The sequence below is a fragment of the Serratia sp. AKBS12 genome (assembly GCF_024793895.1).
Lineage (GTDB): Bacteria > Pseudomonadota > Gammaproteobacteria > Enterobacterales > Enterobacteriaceae > Serratia_F.
In genome coordinates, this window is the sequence record NZ_JANUSB010000015.1 from 1,637,474 (window position 1) to 1,660,008 (window position 22,535).

Consider the following 22,535-nt stretch of genomic DNA (forward strand, 5'->3'; position numbering starts at 1 on the left):
GCGAATCAGGCAATATAATGCAATGCGCTCAGGCGGGTCATCTTAATTTTGCCCACAAAAAAGCCCTGCCGAAGCAGGGCTTGGTATGTTTGTTCGCGGGCTAGTCAAAAACACCGTTGATGACGGAGGCGACAATTGCCGTGCTGAGCGCTACCAGCACCAGATCGTCACCGGCAACGCGCCATTCATAGCCAGGATAATGCGGCAGTTGGCCCAGCAAGGACGCCGGTACGGCTTTCTTGGCGATGCCCGGAGGCAGCGGCTTACCGCGTGCCAGGTTCTTGGCGATACCCGGAGGCAGAGCCTGATAGCCGGTCAGACCATAGTTGAGGGCCAGCGGGCGAACGCGATCGTAAGAAAGGTTTACGGACACCAGGTCGCTATTGCCGCCCTTGCCCTGTTTGCCTTTGGCATGATCGCCGCCGTTACCTTTACCGTTTCCATTGCCATTACCGTTGCCATGGTTGCCATGATTTGCACTGTTGCCATGGCCGTTACCATTGCCGCCGCCGTTGCCGTTACCGCCTTTATCGGCGAAAACCGGTGCTGCGCTCATACCTAATGATACGCACAGAGCCAGTGCTGTCAGGGTCATACGACGTTTTTTCATGATGTAACTTCCTGCGTGGGGGAACTGCGATTACTATAAGTGTAGTTTACCTTATAAAGTATACGGAAAACTCTTATAGTGTTTCCCGCTATCAGCTAGATAACGGCCACCAAGGCCGTTGCGACCGACGCTAGCATTATACAACGCATAATCATTCGGTTTTACTGAGTGCTTTCCTCAGATTTTTCTTGCGGCGTAATAAGCGATGCCGTACGTTGGTCAGGTAACAAAAAAGAGTTAGCATGCTCTTTTTCGTCACGCCTCAAATTTTCATGTGATCCAAACAGGATAAGACACATCACTTTCCCGCCGCTTGTTGCGGGACTCTTTTTCTCTTTTGACCGCGTCTGCACCTAACTGGTGCTTTATGTTGAGATTTCGTGGTTAATACCTTAAATTTGACGGCTGAGAAACCTTAACCTCCCGCGGTGGCCAGGTTGGCAACGGGTGGGCGTTCAGGAGCAAAAGTAATGCAAATGACCCTCATGGAATACATCACTCTACATTTTAACGGCGATCTTCACCGCTACGCGCAAGCGGAAGGCGTGAGCAGCGACCAAATCCGCCGCTGGATCGACAATGAATGCTATGTCATCAAGGGGCGACTGGTGATGCCGGTTAAGCACCTGCCTGCCGAAGAAATACAGTGATGCAATAAAAAACCCCGCCGACGCGGGGTTTTTTATGTTCAGTGTCACAATCAGAAATTGTAACCAACCACCAGGTAATAACCCCAGCCGGTAGACTTGATTGGCCCCTGCGGCGTGCCGATATCTACGCCATCTTGCCATTGGCCGCCGTTATGGAAGTAACGAGCTACCACCGAATAATGCCAATGATCGTAGTTCAGCGCCAGGATATGGCTGGATGCAATGGAATTGCTGGTGCGCGCCTGACGGCCATTGACGGTGAAATCGTCCTTGCCCAGATCGGAACCAAAATCAAAGTTGGTGAAGCCGATGTAATTCAGGTTACCGCCCCACAGCTGGGTCAGCGGCACGAAATATTTCACTTTAAAACGGTAGCCATCCCAGCTGTTCTGGTTGGCGGCACCGTAGTTCTGCCACTGGTATTTGGCATAAATGTTCATCGACAGGCTCATTGGCAGACCGGTGTCGATGTCGGTACCCAACCCCATATACCAGGTGCTCTGGCGAGATGAATCGTTGCGCCCCATGTCATAGATGTAGTTGTTGGCGAAATACCATTCCTTAAACGGCCCAAAGCTGAGATCGGCGCCGGTCAGCTTGTCGATGGAAAAGCGCGGCTCGATTTCCATAAACAGCGGTGAACCTTTGTCCCAGATGCCGCGATCTGGCGTATTGCCTACGCCAAAGAATTTTGGCACATCAACATAGCCATAGAAATCAAACCATTCGTGCTTGGCGAACGCTTCGTACTCCAGATAGACATCGTTGTTCAACTGTGGTCCGAAGCGGGTGTGGTAACTCCCTACCACGTTCACGCTCTGATGCCACCAATCTGAAACGTATTGACTGTCTTTGCTATCAGCCATTGATGATGCACTGTACGATGCTGCGAGAAGTACACCTGCTGCGAGAGCTATTTTTTTCATTTTATTACCACATGCTTAAAGGGCCATTTCCTGCCCGTTAGAAAAAATGACAAATGAGTCTGAATGACACCTGGCGTAACCAACGGTGAATCAATGCATATTCACCGCGCGCATTATAGAAATCACCGAGTGTAATATTCTGTGATCTAGTCACCCATTTCGCGAATAGGTAATCGATTGCGTTCACATTTGTCAAATTATGTTTCATGCAAATTCACAATCGCTGTGATTTTTGTCATGAGTGGATGATTTTCATGCAGGATTTGTGCCTGATTTCACCAGCATCGGACTCTCGGCCAGATTACATTTTCAGACAGAAAATGCCGGCGCGCAGCCGGCAGAAAATGGGGGGCAATGGTATAAAACTGAGTGAGCTAACGGGCGCCAGGAACCGCTTTGGCTATATTGTCGTCGCGAAATACCACTTCTTCGCCACGGGCAATTTCCCACTCTTTGGGTGGAATATCCGTTTTCGGCGCGGCAGCGATCACCGTACCAATAATGCGCTTGTCTTCGCGACGCAAGATGCTGACGTCAAGCTGATATTCGTGGCGCAGGTTGGCGGTAGTGAGCCGCACCGTATCGCCCCGGCCAAAGTTCTGATCGTCGATAATGGGCTGCTGAATAAACTGCACATCGCTTCTCATGGTTCACGTTCCTTCTGACAGAAGACGTAATTTGAGCTTAGCTGATTTTAGGCCAGACGCCGGGAGCCGCATAAAATATCTGCGTTTATCCGCAGGTTGCTCGCCAGCATATCAGCGAACCCAAAATCACCATCACTACGCCTTGCCAGAAACTCACCGTCAGTGAGGTGCTAAGGAGTAGCGCCGCAAACACCGATGACAACACCGGGGTAAAATACGATGCCGTGGCCAATAGCGTCATGTTGCCATGCAAGATGCCAATATTCCAAGCTGCATAGCCGGTTCCCATCGCCATCCCGGCGCATAGCAGCGTCCCGGTGACCGGTAGGGTGAAATGCAAGGCAGACTCATTGCTGAAGGCATAGTGCAGCCACAGCACCAGCGCAGTCAGGATAATGAATACCACCACGCCGTTATGCCCCTGGGCAATACGCCGGGTGACATTGCAATAAACCGCCCAGATAACCGCGCCGCTGAATGCCAGGCAATAACTGAGCGGGTTACTGTGAACGTTTGCCAGCATTTGCACCGGCGACCAGCCCCCCTCGCCGCTCATGATCCACCCAATGCCCACCAGTGCCAGCAATAGCCCTGGAATCACCCACAGCGTGGCCTTTTGGCCATTGAACACAATGGCCATTAATACCGTCAGACTCGGCCAAAGGTAGTTGATCATGCCAAGTTCGATCGCCTGCAGCCGGTTACTGGCGTAGCCCAATGATAAGGAAAGACAGATCTCATAAGTGACGAACAGCAGGCTGCCGAGTAATAGGTAGGGTTTGGGAAAGTGGTTTAGTCTGGGCAGCCCCATCACCACCAGCAGGAAAATCGCCCCCACGCTGTAGATCATCGCCGCGCCGCCAATCGGCCCCAGCCCTTCGCTGACGCTGCGAATCAGGCCGACGACGCTGCTCCACAGGACAATCGCCAATAACCCCATCAGCGTGGCGCGGTAAGTCGTGGATATCGCAGGCATTTGACTCTTCCAATGAATTCATTTCAACCAGCGTTTGACTGTACAACGGCCAAGCAAAGAATAAAAGTGAAACCCGGCTCGGCTACCCCGTTGCGGCAAGCAAGCCGCTGAGTCAGGCCGTAAGGCAACGCAGCGTCGGCGCGGCCGGGCTACCCGTCGGCTTCCCGCTTAGGCGGCGAGACGGGTGCCCAGGCAAAAAAGTGACAGTATCACTATTGAGTTTGCCGTTCAAACTGTGGCGGCGGCTGGCGGAAGCGCCGGGTGAGGTATACCAGATAGGCGAAGCCCAGTGCCGCCCAGCATAACCCCATGGTCAGCGAGCTCTTTTCCAGATTCAGCCACAGCACGCCGACCGTCAGTGCACCGACCAGCGGCAAAATCAGGAAATGGAAGCGATCCTTCCAGGTTTTGTTGCGTCCCTCACGAATAAAGAAATGGCTGATCACCGACAGGTTAACGAAGGTAAACGCCACCAAGGCACCAAAGTTGATAAGCGCGGTAGCGGTCACCAGGTCAAAGGACAACGCAGACAACGCCACGGCGCCAACCATCAGCACGTTCAGCGCCGGGGTGCGCCATTTCGGGTGAATGTAACCGAACAGCTTTTCCGGGAAGACGTTGTCGCGCCCCATTACGTACAGCAAGCGCGACACGCTGGCATGCGATGCCAGACCGGACGCCAGAGTATTGATAAAGGTGGTGCACAGAAAGATCGACTGGAACAGTTTGCCGCCCACGTACAGCGCTATTTCCGGTAATGCCGCATCCGGCTGTTTGAAACGCTCGATAGTAGGGAAAAACAGCTGAATAAAGAACGAGACGCTGATGAAAATCACCCCGCCGTACAATGCCGTCAGGAAAATGGCGCGCGGGATCACTTTGGCGGCATTGGGCGTTTCCTCGCTCAGCGTGGTAACCGCGTCAAAGCCCAGAAAGGAAAAACACAAAATGGTGGCACCGGTGATAATCGGTAACAGGTGGGCGTTTTCACTGACGAACGGTTGCAGACTCCACACCGTTCCTAGTCCTTCGCCGCTGTGCAGGCCCTGAACCACCAGAAAAATGAATACCACGATAATCATGATCTGCGCCAGAACGAACAGCGTATTGAAGTTGGCAACCACGTTGACGCTTTTCAGGTTGATCGCCGTCATGATGAACACGAAACCGACCACCCATACCCAAGGGGGAACCTCGGGAAACAGCGCGGTAAGGTAGATTTTTGCCAACAGCGTATTGATCATCGGCAAAAACAGATAGTCCAACAGCGAGGACCACCCAACCAGAAAACCAACGTGCGGATTAATTGCCTTTTGCGCATAGGTATACGCCGAGCCGGCAGTGGGAAACTGGCGCACCAGTTTGCCGTAGCTGATGGCGGTGAACAGCACCCCGGCCAACGCGAACAGATAGGACGCCGGCACATGGCCGTCGGTGATGCCGGAAACGATGCCGAAAGTATCAAAAACCGTCATTGGTGTCAGATAGGCCAGGCCCATCATCACCACTTGCCACAGCTTGAGCGACTTGCGTAATTGCGGCTTATCCGCGTCATTACCATCGATGACATTTGTTGTCATGGGAATTTCCTCACCAGCGCCCTGTACGCTCAATTGGAAGAAATGGTTAACCGCAGCGCGCAGCCTCGTCGGGCCACAGGATAGCCGACAGAATACGCCTGACGCGCGCGAGAGAGCAAATAGGCGGAATCAGGCGTTTTTCAGCATCCACTCAATTTCGGTTTCGGTGATCAGGCGTTCAAACTGCACCAATTCATCGGTTTTACAGGCCAGGTAAACATGAGTGAAGCGTTCGCCAAGCAAGTTATGCAACACCGGTTGGTGCTCAAACTCGTACAGCGCATCGCTCTGGCGGATCGGGAACGGCAGCCCCTCCTGCTCCAGTCCGTTGCCGGTAACCGGCTCCGGCAACGACAATGGGGTGTCCAATCCATATACGATGCCGGCCAGCACTGCTGCCATCACCAGATAGGGGTTGGCGTCCGCGCCGGCCACCCGGTATTCCACCCGATGGCTGTCGCGATCGCCACAGGGAATGCGCAGCGCCACCGTGCGGTTATTATGCCCCCACGACGCCTGCGTCGGCACGTACATGCCCGGCTGAAAACGCCGATAGGCGTTGACGTTTGGTGCCAGTAGCGCCATCGACGCCGGCATCAGCGCGATCATGCCCGCCAGCGCCTGTTTCAACAGTGCTGAATCTTCACCGTCGGCATCGGCAAATACGTTACTTCCCTCATTGTCCAGCATGCTGATATGGATATGCATGCCACTGCCGGCGTGCTCTTCATAGGGTTTGGCCATAAAGGTGGCATGCATGTTGTGGTTTTCAGCCACCATGCGGATCAGGCGCTTCAACGCCAATGCGTGGTCGCAGGCTTGCAGCACGTCGCCGGTATGATGCAGGTTGACTTCGAACTGACCGGGGGACGCTTCTGCCACCGCACCGTCCGCCGGAATGCCTTGCAGGTGAGCCAGTTGGTCGATGTCACTCAGCACATCGGCAAAATGGTTGAGATTATCTACCGAATACACCTGGCTCTGGGTGTTGCGCTCCTGGGTGCCTGGCGCGCAAGGCGGTTGTAGATAGCCTTCGGCGTCGCGCTGGCGATCGATGAGATAGAACTCCAACTCTACCGCTACCACGGGAGACAACCCGCGCTGCCGCAAGCGCTGCCATATACGGTTCAGCACATTGCGCGGTTCAACGTCAAAGGGAGTGCCATCTTCATCCAGCATGGTGAGCAACACCTGGCCAATATACTGCGGATCCGCTGCCGACGGTGTCAGGCTACCCGGCACCGGAACACAGATATGATCCGGCTCGCCCAGTTCCTGCCCCAGCCCGGCCTCTTCGACCACATTGCCCAGGATATCCATCGCGAATACCGAGGCCGGGAAGTAACACCCCTTCTCCAGCTTGCTCAAACCCGCAACCGGGATGCGCTTGCCGCGGAAGCTGCCGTTCAGATCGGTCAGTAACACATCAATGTGCTGGGTTAACGGATAACGTTCCAGATATTTGTTCACTTCGCGCTGGAACATGCTACTTCGCCTTTCTTCACTGTGTTGAACAAAGTTTTCCACTTCTACGATGTTGGTCTGCATGGGTCACCCGCCGTTATGTTTGCTCAGTGGTTTTCACAACCGTTTACGGTCGATGTTTTCGACCAGGATGCTCAATATAATGTCCACCAATGAAACATAGATGCAACAAAATTGTTTTTCAAGTGTTACTTTTGGTTTGAATGTTAGGCTTCCCACTGCTAGATTTATTAAATATTGAACAAAACAGCCATCTAATACGTATATCGTTCATAATTTCGAACAGACCAAGAGGACACCATGGGCAATATATTTAACAGACCGATCGTCGGCGTCGTGATGTGCCGGTATAGGGTAAACCAGCATCCGACACAGACCTTGCAAGAAAAGTACCTGAATGCGGTACTCGCCGCCGGCGGATTGCCGATCGCCCTGCCGCACGCGCTGGCAGAACCGGATTTGCTGGAAAATCTGCTGCCGCACCTGGACGGCGTGATGCTGCCTGGCAGCCCCAGCAATGTGCAGCCGCACCTTTATGGTGAAAACGGCGATGAGCCTGACGCCGATCCTGGGCGTGATGAACTGAGCCTGGCGCTGATCCGCCTGGCACTGGACAGGCGCATTCCCCTTTTCGCCATCTGCCGGGGCATGCAGGAAATGGTGGTAGCCTCCGGAGGTACCCTGCATCGACGCCTGTACGAACGCCCCGAGCTGCTGGAACACCGGGAGGATCACGATCTGCCGCTGGAACAGCAATATGCCCCCGCGCACGAGGTCATCGTTGCAGACGGCGGCCTGCTTGCGCAGTTAATCCCGGATTGCAACCGCTTCTGGGTCAACTCGCTGCATGGTCAGGGCGCCAAAACCCTCGGCGCCGGTATACGAATTGAAGCGCACGCCGCCGACGGGTTGGTGGAAGCCATCAGCGTACGCGATCGGCCATTTGCGCTCGGCGTGCAGTGGCATCCAGAGTGGAACAGTGATGAATACGCGCTGTCGCGCCTGCTGTTTGAAGGTTTCATCGCGGCATGCCGCCGCTACCACCAGGAAAAGGAAAAGCGCCAATGAGCAATGCCAGCTTGGCTCCGGGGAAACGCCTGTCGCAGATCCGTCAGCAGTTAGGTTTGTCGCAGCGCCGCGTGGCCGAACTGTCTGGATTGACCCACAGCGCCATCAGCACTATCGAGCAGGACAAGGTCAGCCCAGCCATCAGTACGCTGCAAAAGCTGCTGACGGTATATGGGCTGTCACTGTCAGCGTTTTTCGCCGAGCCCGACAAACCTGCGGAGCCGCAAATTGTGATTGAGCAGGCAGATTTGATCGAAATCGGCAGTCAGGGGGTATCGATGAAGCTGATTCATAACGGCGACCCCAATCGTACGCTGGCCATGATGATCGAAACCTATGAGCCAGGCACCACCACCGGCGAACGCATCAAGCATCAGGGGGAGGAGATCGGCACCCTGCTGGAGGGCGAAGTGGTGCTGGTGGTCAACGGCCAGACCTACGCCTTGGCCGCCGGCCAGAGTTACGCCATCAACACTGGCATTCCCCACAGTTTCAGCAACACCTCGGCGCGCATTTGTCGCATTGTCAGCGCCCACACGCCGACCACATTCTGATTAACGGAGCAAGGTATGGATTTCCATCATCAGCAATACTGGCAACAGCGGGCGCAGGCCCTGAAGATTGAGAATCAACTGTTCATCAATGGCCGTTATCTGCCCGCCGCCGAGGGCGGCACCTTTGCCGTGGACGATCCCGCGGGACAACGCGAACTGACGCAGGTCGCTCGCGCCACCGGCGTCGATGTCGACCTGGCGGTACGCGCCGCGCGTGAGGCGTTTGAGCGTGGTGACTGGTCACAGGCCTCGCCGGCGCAGCGCAAAGTTACGCTGGCGACGCTGGCGACGCTGATGGAGCAACACGCAGAAACGCTGGCGTTGCTGGAGACGCTGGACACCGGCAAGCCGATTCGCCATAGCCTGCGCGACGACATTCCGGGGGCCGTACGCTGTATCCGCTGGTACGCCGAAGCCATCGACAAGGTCTATGGCGAGATTGCCCCTACCGGCAACGATTCGCTGGCGCTGATCGCCCGCGAACCGGTCGGTGTGGTCGGCGCCATTGTGCCGTGGAACTTCCCGTTGCTGTTGGCCTGTTGGAAGCTCGGCCCGGCGCTGGCAACCGGTAATAGCGTGGTGTTGAAACCGTCGGAAAAATCGCCGCTGAGCGCCATTTATCTCGCCCAGCTGGCGACTCAGGCCGGGCTGCCGGATGGCGTTCTGAACGTCGTGCCCGGTTACGGCCACGATGCCGGCAAGGCTCTGGCGCTGCATCACGATGTCGACGCCCTGACCTTCACCGGTTCGACCCAGGTCGCCAAACAGTTGCTGATCTACGCCGGTGAATCGAACATGAAGCGCGTGTGGCTGGAAGCCGGCGGCAAGAGTGCCAATATCATTTTCGCCGATTGCCCGGACATTGATAAGGCCGCACAGAGCGCCGCCGCCGGTATCTTTTATAACCAGGGTCAAGTGTGCATCGCCGGTACTCGCCTATTGGTAGAAGAAAGCATCCAGCAGCCGTTTTTGCAGGCGCTGCGCAAGCACGCGGCCGCCTTCACACCAGGCGATCCGCTCGATCCTGCCAGTGCGATGGGCACGCTGATCGACAGCGGCCACCGGCAGAAAGTGGCCAATGCCATTGAACGGGGCCTGCAACAGGGTGCCACACTGTTCCTCGATGGCCGTACTCACCCTCTGGGCGATCATGACGGTTATCTGGGCCCGACCATTCTGACCGCGGTAGACAACGGCATGGATCTTGCCCGTGAAGAAATATTCGGCCCGGTGCTGGCGGTGACGACCTTTAATGGTGAACCGCAGGCGATTCAATTGGCCAACGACAGCGATTACGGTCTGGGTGCCGCACTGTGGACTCGCGATCTGTCGCGTGCCCATCGTCTGTCACGCCAGCTGAAAGCCGGTTCGGTATTCGTCAATAATTACAATGACGGCGATATGACCGTACCGTTCGGCGGTTATAAGCAAAGCGGCAATGGACGTGACAAGTCGCTGCATGCGCTGGAAAAATTCACCGAACTGAAAACCACCTGGATTTCACTTGAATAAGGACTGACAACATGACTGAACACGTGAAGAGTTATTATGCCGCCAGCGCCAACGCTCATCAGCCTTATCCACAGTTGAGCGAGTCGCTGGAGTGCGACGTCTGCATCGTCGGCGGCGGCTACACCGGCCTCTCCTCGGCGCTGTTCCTGGTGGAGGCCGGTTATGATGTTGTATTGCTGGAATCCGCTCGCATCGGCTTTGGCGCCAGCGGCCGCAACGGCGGCCAATTGGTCAACTCCTATAGCCGCGATATTGATGTGATCGAACAGCGATATGGTGCAGAAAGTGCACGGATGCTCGGCAGCATGATGTTCGAGGGCGCCGACATTATCCGCAGCCGCATCGAGCGTTACGCCATCGACTGCGACTACCGACCGGGAGGCATCTTTGCTGCCATCAACAACAAGCAATACCATGCCCTGATCGAGCAGAAACAGAACTGGGAGCGTTACGGCAACACACGGCTGGAACTGCTGGACGGTGAGCGCATTCGCCAGGAAGTGGCAAGCGATCGTTATGTCGGCGCCTTGCTCGACCACAGCGGCGGCCACATTCATCCATTGAATCTTGCGCTTGGCGAAGCCGAAGCCGTACGCCAGCAAGGCGGACGAATCTTTGAGCAGTCGGCCGTTACGCAGATTCGCCACGGCGAACCGGCGCTGGTCAGCACCGCCCACGGCCAGGTGAAGGCACGTCATGTGATCGTCGCAGGCAACGCCTATCTCGGCGACAAACTGGAGCCGAAACTGGCCAAAAGCAGCATGCCATGCGGCACCCAGGTGGTAACCACCGAACCGCTGTCAGCGGAAATCGCGCAGGCGTTGATCCCGCATAACTACTGTGTGGAGGACTGTAACTATCTGCTGGACTATTACCGTCTGACTGCCGATAACCGCTTGCTGTACGGCGGCGGCGTGGTGTACGGCGCGCGTGATCCGCAGGATATCGACAATCTGGTTCGTCCCAAGCTGCTGAAGACCTTCCCGCAATTGAAAGGGGTGCGTCTCGACTACCGCTGGACCGGTAACTTCCTGTTGACGCTGTCACGCATGCCGCAGTTTGGCCGGTTGGAAAACAATATTTATTATATGCAGGGATACAGCGGTCATGGTGTTACCTGTACCCATCTGGCGGGGAAACTGATTGCGGAATTGCTGCGCGGCGATGCGGAACGTTTTGACGCGTTTGCCAAACTGCCGCATTTACCGTTCTTTGGCGGCCGTAATCTGCAAATCCCCTTCACCGCGATCGGCGCGGCCTACTACACCCTGCGCGATCGGATCGGCGTGTAATGCCACTGGGGATCGGCATGCCGCGGGCGCGGTCTATCAGATCGCGCCCGCACTTGACGCCTTAGACAATTTTGGGTTGGCCATCCGAGGCGGTGGCACCGCCATCGACCGGAATATTGGCACCATTGATAAAGCTGGCGTCATCGCTGGCGAGAAACGCCATTACCGCCGCGACCTCTTCCGGCTCTGCCGCACGACCGAGCGCAATGCGTTCGTTGAATTTATCACGGATCTCCTGCGGCCAACCGTTGGTCATATTGGTTTTTACCAGGCTCGGGCAAACAGAGTTGACGCGCACGCCGTCACCGCCGTGGTCGAGCGCCATTGCGCGAGTCAGGTTCACCACTGCCCCTTTGGCCGCGCAGTAATAGGCAGCCCCCCAGTCACCCCCCAATCCGGACACCGAGGCGGTATTGACGATGCAGCCCCTGGTTTTCAGCAGGTACGGCAAGGCGAATTTGGAACAGAAAACCACGCCGTCGATATCAACGCCGGCAATACGCCGCCAGTCCGCAACGCTGGTTTGCAGTACGCTGCCTGCCACATGCACGCCAGCGTTGTTCAGCAGCACATCAATGCGGCCAAACTTCACCGCAACGTCATCCATCATTTTCTCTACCGCTGTGGCATCCGACACGTCGATATGCACCGCGTGCGCCTTGCCTGCCGGCAAAGAGGCCGCTACCGCGTCAACCGCCGCTTTAGCCCAGTCCGCCAGCACCACCGTGGCACCTTCGGCCGCGAAGCGACGCGCCGCCGCAGCCCCCATACCATTACCTGCGCCAGTAATAATCACCACTTTATTGTCAAAACGCATAGAACCTCCTCCATGTGAAGCGTATTTGTATAAATCATACAAATCCATATCCGCTCCGAGGATAGTCCTGCAACAGGATGGTCGCCAGTCAAAACGTGCGGTTTGATAACCCTAAAGAGTTAATAGTTGCCACCAATTAGCGGTGATGACGTTGATCAATCTTCGATCGGGATCACCAACAGATCGACCTGCAGGGTATTAATCGCCTGACGCGTCGACGACTTCAAACGGCTCCAGATATCATGATGGTGGCCGAAAATAACCAGATCGAACCCCTTTTCTTTTGCCGCGTTGTTCAGTTCCTCCGTTAATTCCCCGCGGCCAATAATCACTTCATCGACAGGATATGAAGAGGATTTCTTGAACGATTCCAGAATGTTTTTTGCACGTTCAGAAAAGGTGTGGTCGGTGTAATTGTAGGCGCCAACACCCAGTTCGGCGTAATAACCGGTATGATGGACGTCGATATATATCATTGAAAGTTTGGCGTTTAAGGCCCCGGCCAGCTTTGCCCCTTTATCCAGCAGGATTTCTGCATCTTCACTGAGATCGGTAGCAACGACGATATGTTGATATGCCATGATTACTGCCCTCCGCATTGCGCTTGCCAACAGGCGGCGTTCCTGACCACCGGCTTTCTATCCTCCTGATAGATACTGACAGTTTAGGACACTGGCAACACAGTTGCTGAACATCAATGCACGGCGTCGCGGATGCAGTCGCATATTTCCACTGTCGTAATCTTAACGGCGCGTCAACGCCATGTCTGCCACGCTTTTTTAGCACGACGGGGCAAAGAAAAGCCCGGCAATCGCCGGGCTCATACCGTCAGATGACGCTAGCGTTAGCGCTCGATTTCAGACATTTCTCTGACTTCATTTCGGTTGATCTGCTGCTGCGTACCATTAGCATCTTTATACTTAATCAGTCCGGTCGCATTGTCCTCGGACGGTTTACCCTCACTGATGATGGTACGACCGTCGTTAGTGTGGATAGCATAATTGCTTGAGCAACCTGCTAAAAAAGCAGAAATCAGCGTAACGCACAGTACAGAGGCTAATTTTTTCATGGTTGCTAACTCCATGTAGTGGACACAGTATAATATTTAGCATAATTTATGGTTTCTGCCAGCATAACGGAAATTTTATACGCCATTTGCTGGCTTATAAGACAGTTCCGACGCCTGGCTCGACGCCGTAGCGTTGCTGCGTATCACCCGCCGGATCGGGTTTTGTCGGCCACATCTTCCTCCAGCGGGCCATTTTTGCCCAGATCGCACCCGGTTAGCGGGTTCACTCGTGGATCGGATCTGGTACGTTGGGCCATCGCCTCCACATCGCTCTGCTGTTCCAACGGCAATACCACGCTGGCAACCCCCTCGCCTCCATCCACCGCGGGCTGCGGTTCGGCAACATATTGCAGATTTTCGTCCGCGTTCCAACTGCCACGCACTTCACCTTCCGCCGACATGTTGAAATATTTGTCGGCGTATTCTTCTATCGGCGGCAATTTACCCGGTGGGAAGCTATTGCGGATCGCATATAGCGCTTTTTCAAAGGAAATCTGATGCGCCACTTCGCGGGTCATCAAAAAACCGAGCGCCTGTTTGACGCCGGGATCGTCGGTAACGTTCATCAGCCGCTCGTAGATAATTTTGGCGCGCGCTTCGGCGGCGATGTTGGAGCGCAAATCAGCGGTGGGCTCCCCTATCGTATCGATATAGGCGGCAGTCCAGGGCACGCCGGCTGAATTGGTCAACGCCGGTCCGCCGCCGTATAACAGCGAGGTGATATGACTGTCATTACCGTTGCCGGTCAGCGAACGGTACAGTTCCGCTTCGCTTTCCGTGGCTTCCGCCAGTTGCCCTTTGGCTCCCTTGTTTAACATAGCGACCAGAGAACCGATTATTTCCAGGTGGCTCAACTCTTCGGTGGCGATATCGAGCAGCATATCGCGGCGCCCCAGGTCATCTTCGCCAAGCCCCTGGGTAAAATAGCGGCAGGCCGCGGCCAGCTCGCCTTGCGGCCCACCAAATTGTTCAAGTAGCAGATTGGCCAGGCCTGGATTGGGCTCGGATACGCGGACGGTATATTGCAGCTTTTTTACGTGTCGAAACATGATGCTCTCCTGTTAAGCAACCCTGCGCGCCTTGGCAAGTGCCAGGTTTTGTAGGTCGAAACGGTGCCGGTGCAGTCAATTTTTAGCCTCAACCTCTGGCGTGGCGGAGCGCACCAAAAATTGCTCGGTTACCGTCGGTAAATGCGTCAACGCCCACTCGGCCATTTTCTGTTCTTGCTCACGGATTTGCTCAAAGATGCGTGCGCCTTCGGTATCGCCGACCAGTTCGGCTGCGGCAATCAGCGAGGTATAACAGCCAATCTCAAAATTTTCGAAGGTGTAACTGCTAATCGCCCCCTTGACGACTTCATCTTCGGTAAACATTCCCCCCAACGCCTGCCCCATGGCGGTCATCTTGCCCATGGTATCTTTCAGCGCCGAACTGGAAGTGTCATTGCGTTCAATAACCGTTTGTAATAACGCCTGTTGTTGCAACGTTTCATCAATGTGCTGTTCAATACGCGCTTTGAGATCGGGATAATGCTCCAGGCGATCGGCCATGCGCCGTAACATGGTTTCCGCCTGCTTTTCCATTGCGTGGGCGTCGCGTAACCAGTCAAGATAATTCTCTTCATATGTCATGCTGTTACCTCGCTAAGGGCTGGTGAAAGATATAACAAAACGTTAATCAGGAATTTAATAAAAAACACCCCGTATAAAACCTCATTTAACACGGTAAAAGAGTTTAGTGGCTCGCTATCTCTCCTGAAGATATCGATAAAATGTTAATCACGCCACGCCGCCATATTATAAACGATAGTCGTTATTAACAGCTTTTCGAGCCCAACATGAATAAATAACTGAAATAAATTATGATTATCTTCGTAGGTACATTCGATGGTTAAATTAAGCAATCAAATGTTTTATTTTTGTTATTTAATTATTTCAGTTTATTTCAATGCATTTAATTTCGTTTTTTAATTGGCTATTGCATGGAAAAAATAGCGGTAGGTTCTATAGTTTTATCTGATTAGAGAAACCATGATTTCTCTGATATCAACATAAACTAACTTTCTTTATTCAGGAGGTTATTATGGCAGAGCATCGTGGCGGTTCAGGTAATTTCGCTGAAGACAGGGAACGAGCTTCTGAAGCCGGCAAAAAAGGCGGTCAGGAAAGCGGTGGAAATTTCAAAAACGATCCGCAACGCGCTTCTGTGGCAGGTAAAAAAGGTGGGCAGGTCAGCGGCGGTAACTTCAAGAATGACCCTGAGCGCGCCGCTGAGGCCGGCAAAAAAGGTGGGCAACATTAAGCGTTAGCCCTTTACCGGGTTATGTGCCGCCAGCCAGCCCTGCAATGGGGTTGGCGATATGAGGTTGGCATAAAAAACATCATTGAGTGGCATCGTTGAGTCTGCCCGTAGCGCCTCAAATCAGCAACCAGCACGGCTGCCAACCGCCGGTACGCCACGACAGATTCGTTCCTCTGGCATAGACAGCAATTCGTTTGAGGAGATGAACATGCAGCACACTTCTTTTACACACATCCATCGCCACACCATAAGTACCGAGTTGAAGCTGCAATTGGTCGATTTGACAACCTTCCACTTTGCCAAAAACGTGCCGGAAGTAGTCAGCATGTGCAAGGTTAAAGATTATATAAAAACCCATAGTAATCAACCTGTCATCAATGTATTCACTGCCATGCACGCCACGCCGTCCACTTTACTTGAGGAATTGAAAAGCATTACCGCCAACCTGGCAGACAGCGCCGCTCGTTGCCATTGCGGATTATGCGGCGGCGGGCCACAAATCAGCCACGATGCTGCCTGCGGGTTCGGACAGAATATTCATGTCGGCGTCGAAGACGGCAATCAGGCCGCCTATCTTTGCCAGGCGCTAAAGGCATACTTGCCGCATTTTATCGCATTGAATGATTCGTCGCCGTTTAATCAACCCGAAAACGCCGGCGCTGTGCCTACTCCCATCAGACCGAGGCTGGAGCTGGGCTGCGTCGAAATCAGCATATGCGACGCGCCTCTCACCTTGACCCACGCGGCCATGCTGTGCGGCTATGCGCAACTGTTGGTCAATTTGCTGCTTGCCGTTCAATCTGATGCCCCCGCCGGTCAAGACGACGACTACGCCAGGAACCTGCATAACGCACGCCGTGCGGGCTTGTCCGCCCAGTATACCGATCCCCTGAGTGGGGAAACCGTCATGTTGAACCAGCATATTAAATCAACGCTAGCGCTGTTGACGCAACTCAATAAGGAAGATGAGTGCGGAGTAATAAAATACTTCCGCCATTATTTGCAGCAAGAATATCATGACGGTGAACTGTTACGTCATAACCTGGACATTGGTGTCGGCACGGCCGGAATAACCCGTTCCATGATCAATTTACTGATGCCTCCTGAGCATATTATCGTTAATGAGCAATCCATATTCCAGCGGAGCGCCTATGAAGCTTTATGAACTATTGATAGGAAAATTCTCGGTGTATGTGGTAGCGAAAAATGAGGACCATGCCAAAGATCAGGCGATGGAAATAGCCTTTCATCTCGCCGAGCAGGGACCAAGCATGTATATATCGGGGATGATACTGTGTGAAGCCGATACTGTTCACCTTGAACATCAATATCACTGAACGCGTGATGAAAATGTTCACCGAGCCTTAATGGATACTATATATTTATGTAGATAAAATATTATAAGCTGCACAAATAAAAAACTAGGAATTTTAGTATTTTTAATGGATTGACATAAAGTTACGGTCTATTATTAATAGCGTCGTCTCACGACAATATAGAGCTACTTCGTTACCCCACACGGCTCATGGATTTGAGCCACTTCCTCAACGAAGCAGACCTATCGCGACAAGTTTAATTTCCCCTTTGCATTTGCAAACCCGGCCACAAGGCCGGGTTCTTTCTCTCTATCGCACGAATGCAGTGCCACGAATCTCCATTATGCCGGCGGCAACCTGATTATTTTCTACCCGTTACGGTTTAAACGAGCAGATATAGGGGAAGCTTTGCTAAACCGCTTTGAAAACCGTTGCGATTTGAACAATAAAAAACGGGAACCATCAGGCTCCCGTTAATTAGGCTCTGTACTGCTGATGTTTGACAGAGTGATGCCGCTGAATAGATACGGATCACCTTCGGTGCCAACCGGTGCGATGGCGACAATCTTGTTCATGGTGGTCTGCCGGTTAGTGGGCTTCCAGGCATACGGCAGATAAGCCTCAGAGAACATTACCTCATTGCCTTTGAAACCCGCACAGATGCCGTTTTTCATGGCACATAAACCGATCATGCCTTCCGGCGGCATTCACCTCGATGCAGTTCTGTGCATCCAGTTGGTCTTCGGCAAACCACTTGGCGATCTGTTGATCACTTGCCGTGCTGACAGCGGAAACACCTTTCCCGGTATGGCCGATTCCCTGCGTGATGATATTGGCTGGGCATAGATACGGATCCCGGCGGCAGCTCTCAGCATTCCCCATGACTTCCATTGCCGCTTTGGAGAACCGGAGGGGATTTCCATTCGCCGATTTGAAATCACCCGCCTGGTTCAGTACCAGCGCGATAATCACGGACACAGAACAAACGACAGCGCCGACCTTCTTTTTAATCGTCATTTAGCCCGCCCCGGATTAATGATCGTGGCACCGGCGCGGAACGCCCGTTCAATGGCTCGCGTCTGGCGATTCTGGAAGTACAGGTTTGCGGCAAACGTCGCGATACCAATGATGATACCGATGACGATCGCCCAATCGTTCAACGTGAGATCGTTAAGTAATTTGCCCACCTTCCCCACCAGCACAAGAAACCCCGAAGAGAGGTAGGCCGCGAGGCTTGCTTTCTCCTGCATTTTCATACTCCACCTCCCCCGCTGGGGGAATAAAAAAAGCCTGCTGGGCGAACCATGCAGGCTTAGGACTGACCAATAAAAAAGCCGGAGTAGCTTTAAGCATACTCCGACATCTTTCGGAAATTTAGCGCGTATTCTATGTAAGGTCAACGCCTTGCTGTAATAGTCCTGCGTCATTTAATGCAATAACGACATTCATCTGCTGATTGTGTATTTTGTCTCGATTCTGCGCAGTTTTAATGGCTTCCTGCCATAATTCTTTTGCCCCAACATTTATACCCGGTTTGGCCAGTAAGTATTGAGCCGCCCTAATCGCATACTGCTGGTTTAAATTTCCTTGCCGAAGATAATTCCCACTTGGAACACCTTTTATCCAACCATCTTGGCAAAGGCCGAGAAATGCGCCTCTTGGACAGCTTTTCTCTTTACCTTGTACTGCAGTATCCCATGCTGTATTTGGTGAAACGCCACTATCGATAACTGCCCTAACTGCCACAAGAGCAATTGAACCATAAACCGTGTTTTCAGCATTCTTCATCATATTTCTCATTTGTAATACGATCAGCAAGCATCGAAGTAGCATTGGATTCTTCGACATACAACCAATCCATGCACTGCTTCACCAATTCCGCATACCGACTTGCCCAGTCCCCCGACTCTACCACGCCCCTATGATTCGCATCGACTTACGCAGATGTTCCATATTGGCGGGTATCTTACCCTTACCGCCACACTCTTCGCACTCCCCCGGGTGCGGCCTAACTGTGCGACCGGTGCCGGAACAACGTGGGCAAATATTGGTTGTGGCAGCGTGGCGCTCTGACCAGGCGCGCAATGCGCACGTTCCCGCTCAATCCGCATATTCAAATCGGTAATTTCCATTCCAGTTTCAACGTAAACAGCATCGCTGATCTGCACCTGGCTACGGTGCTTGTCCAAAACCTTTATTTCTCAAGTATGATACTGAGAGCTAACTGACATGCCGCCGCCGCACTCTCAGGGTGCGGGCGCTGATGCACCCATTCATTAATTGCAGCGCGTACCCACCGCTGAAAGGGCATCGATGTTATTAAGCAAAGCTGCCCCCATCAGGGAACATCTACACGTTGAGCAGACTAAGACTGGGGCAAGGTCGCAATACCGCTTTCTCTTCGCTGTGATGCCATTGGCATGACTCTGGAGCAGGTAATCGCTCAGTGTCGAGATCATATCGTCAGCCCTTACCTCGTCCACTACACGCACAATACGGCAATGGCCAGACGTGGAGCCATGGTTAAACCCAATACGATCAGTACCAGCTTTAAAAAAATTCAAGAGCTGTCGGGGTTAACTTGGAGTAAGGGCACACCACCCAGTTTTCACGAAATTCGTTCGCTGGCAGAACGCTTATACCGGGAGCAAAAAATCAATACTCGGGATTTGCTTGGACACAAAAGCCAGCGTCAAACCGATCGAATCAACGATGATCGAGGAAAAGAATGGAGGGGTGTTGGGGCGTGAAATTCGGTCATTTTTCATACCTTTTTGCAGAAGAGTTTTGCAGAGGTTTTGCAGAAGAATTTTTTGAAGGGAAAAAAGAGACGGGAGCATTAAGCTCCCGTTATCATTTAACGCTTAAACACCATTACATGTGTTTAACGATAGCGTCGCCAAACTCTGAACATTTCAGCAGCTTAGCGCCTTCCATCAGGCGTTCGAAGTCATAGGTCACGGTCTTGGCAGCGATTGCGCCTTCCATGCCCTTAACGATCAGGTCAGCCGCTTCGAACCAGCCCATGTGACGCAGCATCATTTCAGCAGACAGGATCACTGAACCTGGGTTCACTTTGTCCTGGCCGGCATATTTAGGCGCCGTGCCGTGGGTCGCTTCAAACAGTGCACATTCGTCACCAATGTTGGCACCCGGGGCAATACCGATACCGCCAACCTGGGCCGCCAAGGCATCAGAAATGTAGTCACCGTTCAGGTTCATACAGGCAATCACGTCGTATTCCGCCGGACGCAGCAGGATTTGCTGCAGGAAGGCATCGGCGATCACGTCTTTAACCACGATCTCCTTGCCGGTGTTCGGGTTCTTGATCTTCAGCCATGGGCCGCCGTCAATCAGTTCACCGCCAAACTCTTCGCGAGCCAGCTCGTAGCCCCAATCTTTGAAGGCACCTTCGGTGAACTTCATGATGTTGCCTTTGTGCACCAGCGTCACGGAATCACGGTCATTGACGATCGCGTATTCGATGGCCGCACGAACCAGACGTTTGGTACCTTCTTCCGAGCATGGCTTGACGCCAATACCGCACTGCTCAGGGAAACGGATCTTCTTCACGCCCATTTCATCGCGCAGGAACTTGATCACTTTGTCTGCTTCAGCAGAGCCCGCTTTCCATTCGATACCGGCGTAGATGTCTTCGGCGTTTTCGCGGAAGATCACCATATCGGTCAGTTCTGGGTGTTTAACCGGGCTTGGCGTGCCCTGGTAGTAACGTACCGGACGCAGGCAGACATACAGGTCGAGCTGTTGGCGCAGCGCCACGTTCAGGGAGCGAATACCGCCGCCGACCGGCGTGGTCAGTGGGCCCTTGATGGCAACGCGGTAATCGCGGATCAGATCCAGGGTTTCGTCCGGCAGCCACACGTCTTTCCCGTAAACGTGAGTGGATTTTTCGCCGGTGTAGATTTCCATCCAGGAGATTTTACGCTCGCCGTGGTAGGCTTTTTTCACTGCAGCATCAACCACGTTAATCATGGCAGGGGTTACGTCAACGCCAATACCGTCGCCTTCGATGAACGGAATGATCGGGTTATGCGGAACAACCAGTTTACCCTGGGCATCGACCGTAATCTTTTTACCTTCTGCCGGAACAACTACTTTGCTTTCCATCAACCTCTCCTTCAAGCGCAATTTTTGTTAATGCTTTGTAAGATGCGTGTCAATACTACTCGAATATTCTACCCGCGCCAATCCGAAACGGATTCGGTTATAATGCGCCTATCATTTGCCAGCACAACCGTTATGACTAAATTCCCTGTTAAAAATCACCAAGTTAAACGATTCAGCAAGCCAAAGGCCGCTAAACGCCCCGCAACGCATGGGCCACGGCGGGTGATATTATTCAATAAGCCGTTCGACGTTTTACCGCAGTTTACCGACGAAGCCGGCCGCGCCACGCTGAAGGAGTTCATCCCATTTAATGACGTTTACGCCGCCGGCCGTCTGGATCGCGACAGTGAGGGCCTGCTGGTATTGACCAACGACGGCAAGCTGCAGGCGCAGCTGACCCAGCCGGGCAAACGCACCGGCAAGGTGTATTACGTGCAAGTGGAAGGCGCGCCGCAAGACTGCGATGTAGCACCGTTACGTGCCGGGGTGACGCTGAAAGACGGCCCCACCCTGCCCGCCGGCGTGGAACTGGTAGACGAACCGGCCTGGCTGTGGCCACGCAATCCCCCGATCCGCGAGCGGAAGTCCATTCCCACCCGTTGGCTGAAAATAACCCTGTATGAAGGACGAAACCGCCAGGTACGGCGCATGACCGCGCATATCGGCTTCCCGACCCTGCGTTTGATTCGCTACAGTATGGGAGAACTTGCGCTGGGCGAACTCCAGCCTGGCGAATGGAAACTCATCGAGTCGCTTTAACCTTTCAAGGAGCCGCTACAATGGGAAAAATTCTTCCTCTGATGTTGTTCACGCTCCTGTGCGCTGCCGGCGCACAGGCCGCCAGTTTCGATTGTCGCCAGGCGACGGCGGCCGATGAGCGCGCCATCTGCGCCAGCCGCTCGCTAAGCGATAAAGACGTGGAAATGGCCACCAAATACCAGTTTTTGCACGGTCTGTTTGCCATGGGCGTGCGCGGCAATATGCAGGACGACCAAACCCGTTGGCTGGCGCAGCGTAAACGGTGCGGCAACGACGTCATCTGCCTGAGTAACAGCTACACCACACGCATCGCCGAACTGGATGCCATTTATCAGCATATCGATAAACCGCTGTAAGGAGCCGTCATGTTCAAACCACACGTCACCGTCGCCTGCGTGGTCCACGCCGCCGGCAAGTTTCTGATCGTTGAAGAAACGGTAAACAACAAGGCACTCTGGAACCAGCCAGCAGGCCATTTGGAAGCCGACGAAACGCTGATCCAGGCGGCTGAACGCGAACTGTGGGAAGAAACCGGCATCCGCGCCGCACCGCAGTCGTTCCTGAAGCTGCATCAATGGATCGCACCGGACCGCACGCCGTTTCTGCGTTTTTGTTTTGCCATTGAACTGGCGCAAACGCTGCCGACCGAGCCGCACGACCCCGACATTGACCGTTGCCATTGGCTGAGCGCAGAGCAGATTTTAACCGCGCCTAACCTGCGCTCACCGCTGGTGGCGGAAAGCCTGCGCTGTTATCTGCAACCGGAGCGCTACCCGCTGTCGCTGGTCGGCAGTTTTAACTGGCCGTTCTAGCGCACAATATGTGCCGTGCGCGCAGGCCGGCAT

General features: G+C 53.7%; 26 protein-coding genes and 2 pseudogenes. 12 read left to right on the forward strand and 16 right to left on the reverse strand.

From position 1 onward, the window contains the following. Window positions 1–100: 100 nt before the first annotated feature. A complete protein-coding gene (locus NYE85_RS17545) occupies window positions 101–610 on the reverse strand; it encodes an RcnB family protein (protein ID WP_259005999.1) in 510 nt (169 codons plus the stop codon). Window positions 611–1,080: 470 nt separating this feature from the next. Here NYE85_RS17545 and NYE85_RS17550 point away from each other — a divergent pair, with 470 nt between their 5' ends. After that, on the forward strand, window positions 1,081–1,260 hold the full coding sequence (locus NYE85_RS17550; protein ID WP_259006000.1) for a hypothetical protein: 180 nt from the start codon (window positions 1,081–1,083) through the stop codon (window positions 1,258–1,260). Window positions 1,261–1,310: 50 nt separating this feature from the next. On the opposite strand, the gene NYE85_RS17555 is transcribed toward NYE85_RS17550, so the two are convergent. The 5 genes from NYE85_RS17555 to NYE85_RS17575 form a co-directional block, all read right to left on the reverse strand. Beyond that, window positions 1,311–2,186, reverse strand: a complete 876-nt coding sequence (locus NYE85_RS17555) for a nucleoside-specific channel-forming protein Tsx (RefSeq protein WP_004963834.1) — start codon at window positions 2,184–2,186, stop codon at window positions 1,311–1,313. Between the two features lie 374 nt (window positions 2,187–2,560). Continuing rightward, the gene (locus NYE85_RS17560; RefSeq protein WP_259006001.1) at window positions 2,561–2,833 is read right to left on the reverse strand and encodes a hypothetical protein; all 273 of its coding nucleotides are present in this window, start codon (window positions 2,831–2,833) and stop codon (window positions 2,561–2,563) included. 85 nt (window positions 2,834–2,918) lie between these two features. After that, window positions 2,919–3,809 (reverse strand): aromatic amino acid DMT transporter YddG, encoded by an 891-nt coding sequence (gene yddG / locus NYE85_RS17565; RefSeq protein WP_259006002.1) that lies wholly within the window; start codon window positions 3,807–3,809, stop codon window positions 2,919–2,921. A 212-nt stretch (window positions 3,810–4,021) separates the two neighbouring features. After that, complete coding sequence (locus NYE85_RS17570; RefSeq protein ID WP_259006003.1) at window positions 4,022–5,389, reverse strand: APC family permease; 1,368 nt, start codon at window positions 5,387–5,389, stop codon at window positions 4,022–4,024. Window positions 5,390–5,518: 129 nt separating this feature from the next. Then, complete coding sequence (locus NYE85_RS17575; RefSeq protein WP_259006004.1) at window positions 5,519–6,937, reverse strand: glutamine synthetase family protein; 1,419 nt, start codon at window positions 6,935–6,937, stop codon at window positions 5,519–5,521. A 237-nt stretch (window positions 6,938–7,174) separates the two neighbouring features. On the opposite strand from NYE85_RS17575, the gene puuD reads away from it, so the two are divergent. From puuD to NYE85_RS17595, 4 genes are read left to right on the forward strand one after another with little or no spacing between them, the layout of a single operon-like run. Beyond that, entirely contained in the window at window positions 7,175–7,942 is a 768-nt protein-coding gene (puuD, locus tag NYE85_RS17580; protein ID WP_259006005.1) for a gamma-glutamyl-gamma-aminobutyrate hydrolase, read from the forward strand. Then, window positions 7,939–8,496, forward strand: a complete 558-nt coding sequence (gene puuR / locus NYE85_RS17585) for an HTH-type transcriptional regulator PuuR (RefSeq protein WP_259006006.1) — start codon at window positions 7,939–7,941, stop codon at window positions 8,494–8,496. The genes puuD and puuR overlap by 4 nt, the downstream gene beginning before the upstream one ends. A gap of 15 nt (window positions 8,497–8,511) precedes the next feature. Continuing rightward, a complete protein-coding gene (gene puuC / locus NYE85_RS17590) occupies window positions 8,512–10,008 on the forward strand; it encodes an aldehyde dehydrogenase PuuC (RefSeq protein WP_259006007.1) in 1,497 nt (498 codons plus the stop codon). Between the two features lie 11 nt (window positions 10,009–10,019). Further along, window positions 10,020–11,300 (forward strand): FAD-binding oxidoreductase, encoded by a 1,281-nt coding sequence (locus NYE85_RS17595; RefSeq protein WP_259006008.1) that lies wholly within the window; start codon window positions 10,020–10,022, stop codon window positions 11,298–11,300. A gap of 61 nt (window positions 11,301–11,361) precedes the next feature. Here NYE85_RS17595 and NYE85_RS17600 read toward each other — a convergent pair whose 3' ends face one another. From NYE85_RS17600 to NYE85_RS17620, 5 genes are all read right to left on the reverse strand, one after another. After that, window positions 11,362–12,117 carry an SDR family NAD(P)-dependent oxidoreductase gene (locus NYE85_RS17600; RefSeq protein WP_259006009.1) on the reverse strand — a complete coding sequence of 252 codons (756 nt, stop codon included), beginning with the start codon at window positions 12,115–12,117 and terminating at the stop codon, window positions 11,362–11,364. A 155-nt stretch (window positions 12,118–12,272) separates the two neighbouring features. Continuing rightward, window positions 12,273–12,698 carry a universal stress protein gene (locus NYE85_RS17605; RefSeq protein ID WP_259006010.1) on the reverse strand — a complete coding sequence of 142 codons (426 nt, stop codon included), beginning with the start codon at window positions 12,696–12,698 and terminating at the stop codon, window positions 12,273–12,275. Between the two features lie 263 nt (window positions 12,699–12,961). Beyond that, a complete protein-coding gene (locus NYE85_RS17610; RefSeq protein ID WP_259006011.1) occupies window positions 12,962–13,186 on the reverse strand; it encodes a YgdI/YgdR family lipoprotein in 225 nt (74 codons plus the stop codon). 143 nt (window positions 13,187–13,329) lie between these two features. Beyond that, window positions 13,330–14,235: a manganese catalase family protein gene (locus NYE85_RS17615; RefSeq protein ID WP_259006012.1), complete on the reverse strand. Its 906-nt coding sequence runs from the start codon at window positions 14,233–14,235 to the stop codon at window positions 13,330–13,332. A 75-nt stretch (window positions 14,236–14,310) separates the two neighbouring features. After that, complete coding sequence (locus tag NYE85_RS17620) at window positions 14,311–14,817, reverse strand: ferritin-like domain-containing protein (protein WP_259006013.1); 507 nt, start codon at window positions 14,815–14,817, stop codon at window positions 14,311–14,313. Window positions 14,818–15,268: 451 nt separating this feature from the next. Here NYE85_RS17620 and NYE85_RS17625 point away from each other — a divergent pair, with 451 nt between their 5' ends. From NYE85_RS17625 to NYE85_RS17635, 3 genes are all read left to right on the forward strand, one after another. Continuing rightward, window positions 15,269–15,487: a general stress protein gene (locus tag NYE85_RS17625; protein WP_259006014.1), complete on the forward strand. Its 219-nt coding sequence runs from the start codon at window positions 15,269–15,271 to the stop codon at window positions 15,485–15,487. Between the two features lie 208 nt (window positions 15,488–15,695). Beyond that, window positions 15,696–16,652 (forward strand): glutamate-cysteine ligase family protein, encoded by a 957-nt coding sequence (locus tag NYE85_RS17630; protein ID WP_259006015.1) that lies wholly within the window; start codon window positions 15,696–15,698, stop codon window positions 16,650–16,652. After that, on the forward strand, window positions 16,639–16,824 hold the full coding sequence (locus tag NYE85_RS17635; protein WP_259006016.1) for a hypothetical protein: 186 nt from the start codon (window positions 16,639–16,641) through the stop codon (window positions 16,822–16,824). The genes NYE85_RS17630 and NYE85_RS17635 overlap by 14 nt, the downstream gene beginning before the upstream one ends. 461 nt (window positions 16,825–17,285) lie before the next feature. Here NYE85_RS17635 and NYE85_RS17640 read toward each other — a convergent pair. The 4 genes and pseudogenes from NYE85_RS17640 to NYE85_RS17655 form a co-directional block, all read right to left on the reverse strand. Then, window positions 17,286–17,507 (reverse strand): annotated as a pseudogene (locus NYE85_RS17640) (hypothetical protein); the annotation flags it as partial. Next, window positions 17,440–17,820: a glycoside hydrolase family protein gene (locus NYE85_RS17645; protein ID WP_259006382.1), complete on the reverse strand. Its 381-nt coding sequence runs from the start codon at window positions 17,818–17,820 to the stop codon at window positions 17,440–17,442. The gene NYE85_RS17645 and the pseudogene NYE85_RS17640, both read right to left, overlap by 68 nt. Beyond that, a complete protein-coding gene (locus NYE85_RS17650; RefSeq protein ID WP_259006017.1) occupies window positions 17,817–18,059 on the reverse strand; it encodes a phage holin family protein in 243 nt (80 codons plus the stop codon). Before NYE85_RS17650 ends, NYE85_RS17645 begins: the two co-directional genes overlap by 4 nt. A gap of 130 nt (window positions 18,060–18,189) precedes the next feature. Continuing rightward, window positions 18,190–18,651 (reverse strand): DUF6979 family protein, encoded by a 462-nt coding sequence (locus NYE85_RS17655; protein WP_259006018.1) that lies wholly within the window; start codon window positions 18,649–18,651, stop codon window positions 18,190–18,192. A gap of 501 nt (window positions 18,652–19,152) precedes the next feature. On the opposite strand from NYE85_RS17655, the pseudogene NYE85_RS17660 reads away from it, so the two are divergent. Next, window positions 19,153–19,553: pseudogene (locus NYE85_RS17660) on the forward strand (tyrosine-type recombinase/integrase); the annotation flags it as partial. Between the two features lie 124 nt (window positions 19,554–19,677). Here the strand turns inward: NYE85_RS17660 and icd are convergent. Then, window positions 19,678–20,931 carry an NADP-dependent isocitrate dehydrogenase gene (gene icd, locus NYE85_RS17665; RefSeq protein WP_259006019.1) on the reverse strand — a complete coding sequence of 418 codons (1,254 nt, stop codon included), beginning with the start codon at window positions 20,929–20,931 and terminating at the stop codon, window positions 19,678–19,680. Between the two features lie 132 nt (window positions 20,932–21,063). Between icd and rluE the strand changes: the two genes are divergently transcribed. The 3 genes from rluE to NYE85_RS17680 are packed head-to-tail and all read left to right on the forward strand — an operon-like array spanning window position 21,064 to window position 22,502. Beyond that, window positions 21,064–21,690 carry a 23S rRNA pseudouridine(2457) synthase RluE gene (rluE, locus tag NYE85_RS17670; protein ID WP_259006020.1) on the forward strand — a complete coding sequence of 209 codons (627 nt, stop codon included), beginning with the start codon at window positions 21,064–21,066 and terminating at the stop codon, window positions 21,688–21,690. Window positions 21,691–21,710: 20 nt separating this feature from the next. Continuing rightward, the gene (locus tag NYE85_RS17675) at window positions 21,711–22,046 is read left to right on the forward strand and encodes a lysozyme inhibitor LprI family protein (protein ID WP_259006021.1); all 336 of its coding nucleotides are present in this window, start codon (window positions 21,711–21,713) and stop codon (window positions 22,044–22,046) included. 9 nt (window positions 22,047–22,055) lie between these two features. Beyond that, the gene (locus NYE85_RS17680) at window positions 22,056–22,502 is read left to right on the forward strand and encodes an NUDIX hydrolase (protein WP_259006022.1); all 447 of its coding nucleotides are present in this window, start codon (window positions 22,056–22,058) and stop codon (window positions 22,500–22,502) included. The last annotated feature ends 33 nt before the right edge of the window (window positions 22,503–22,535 follow it).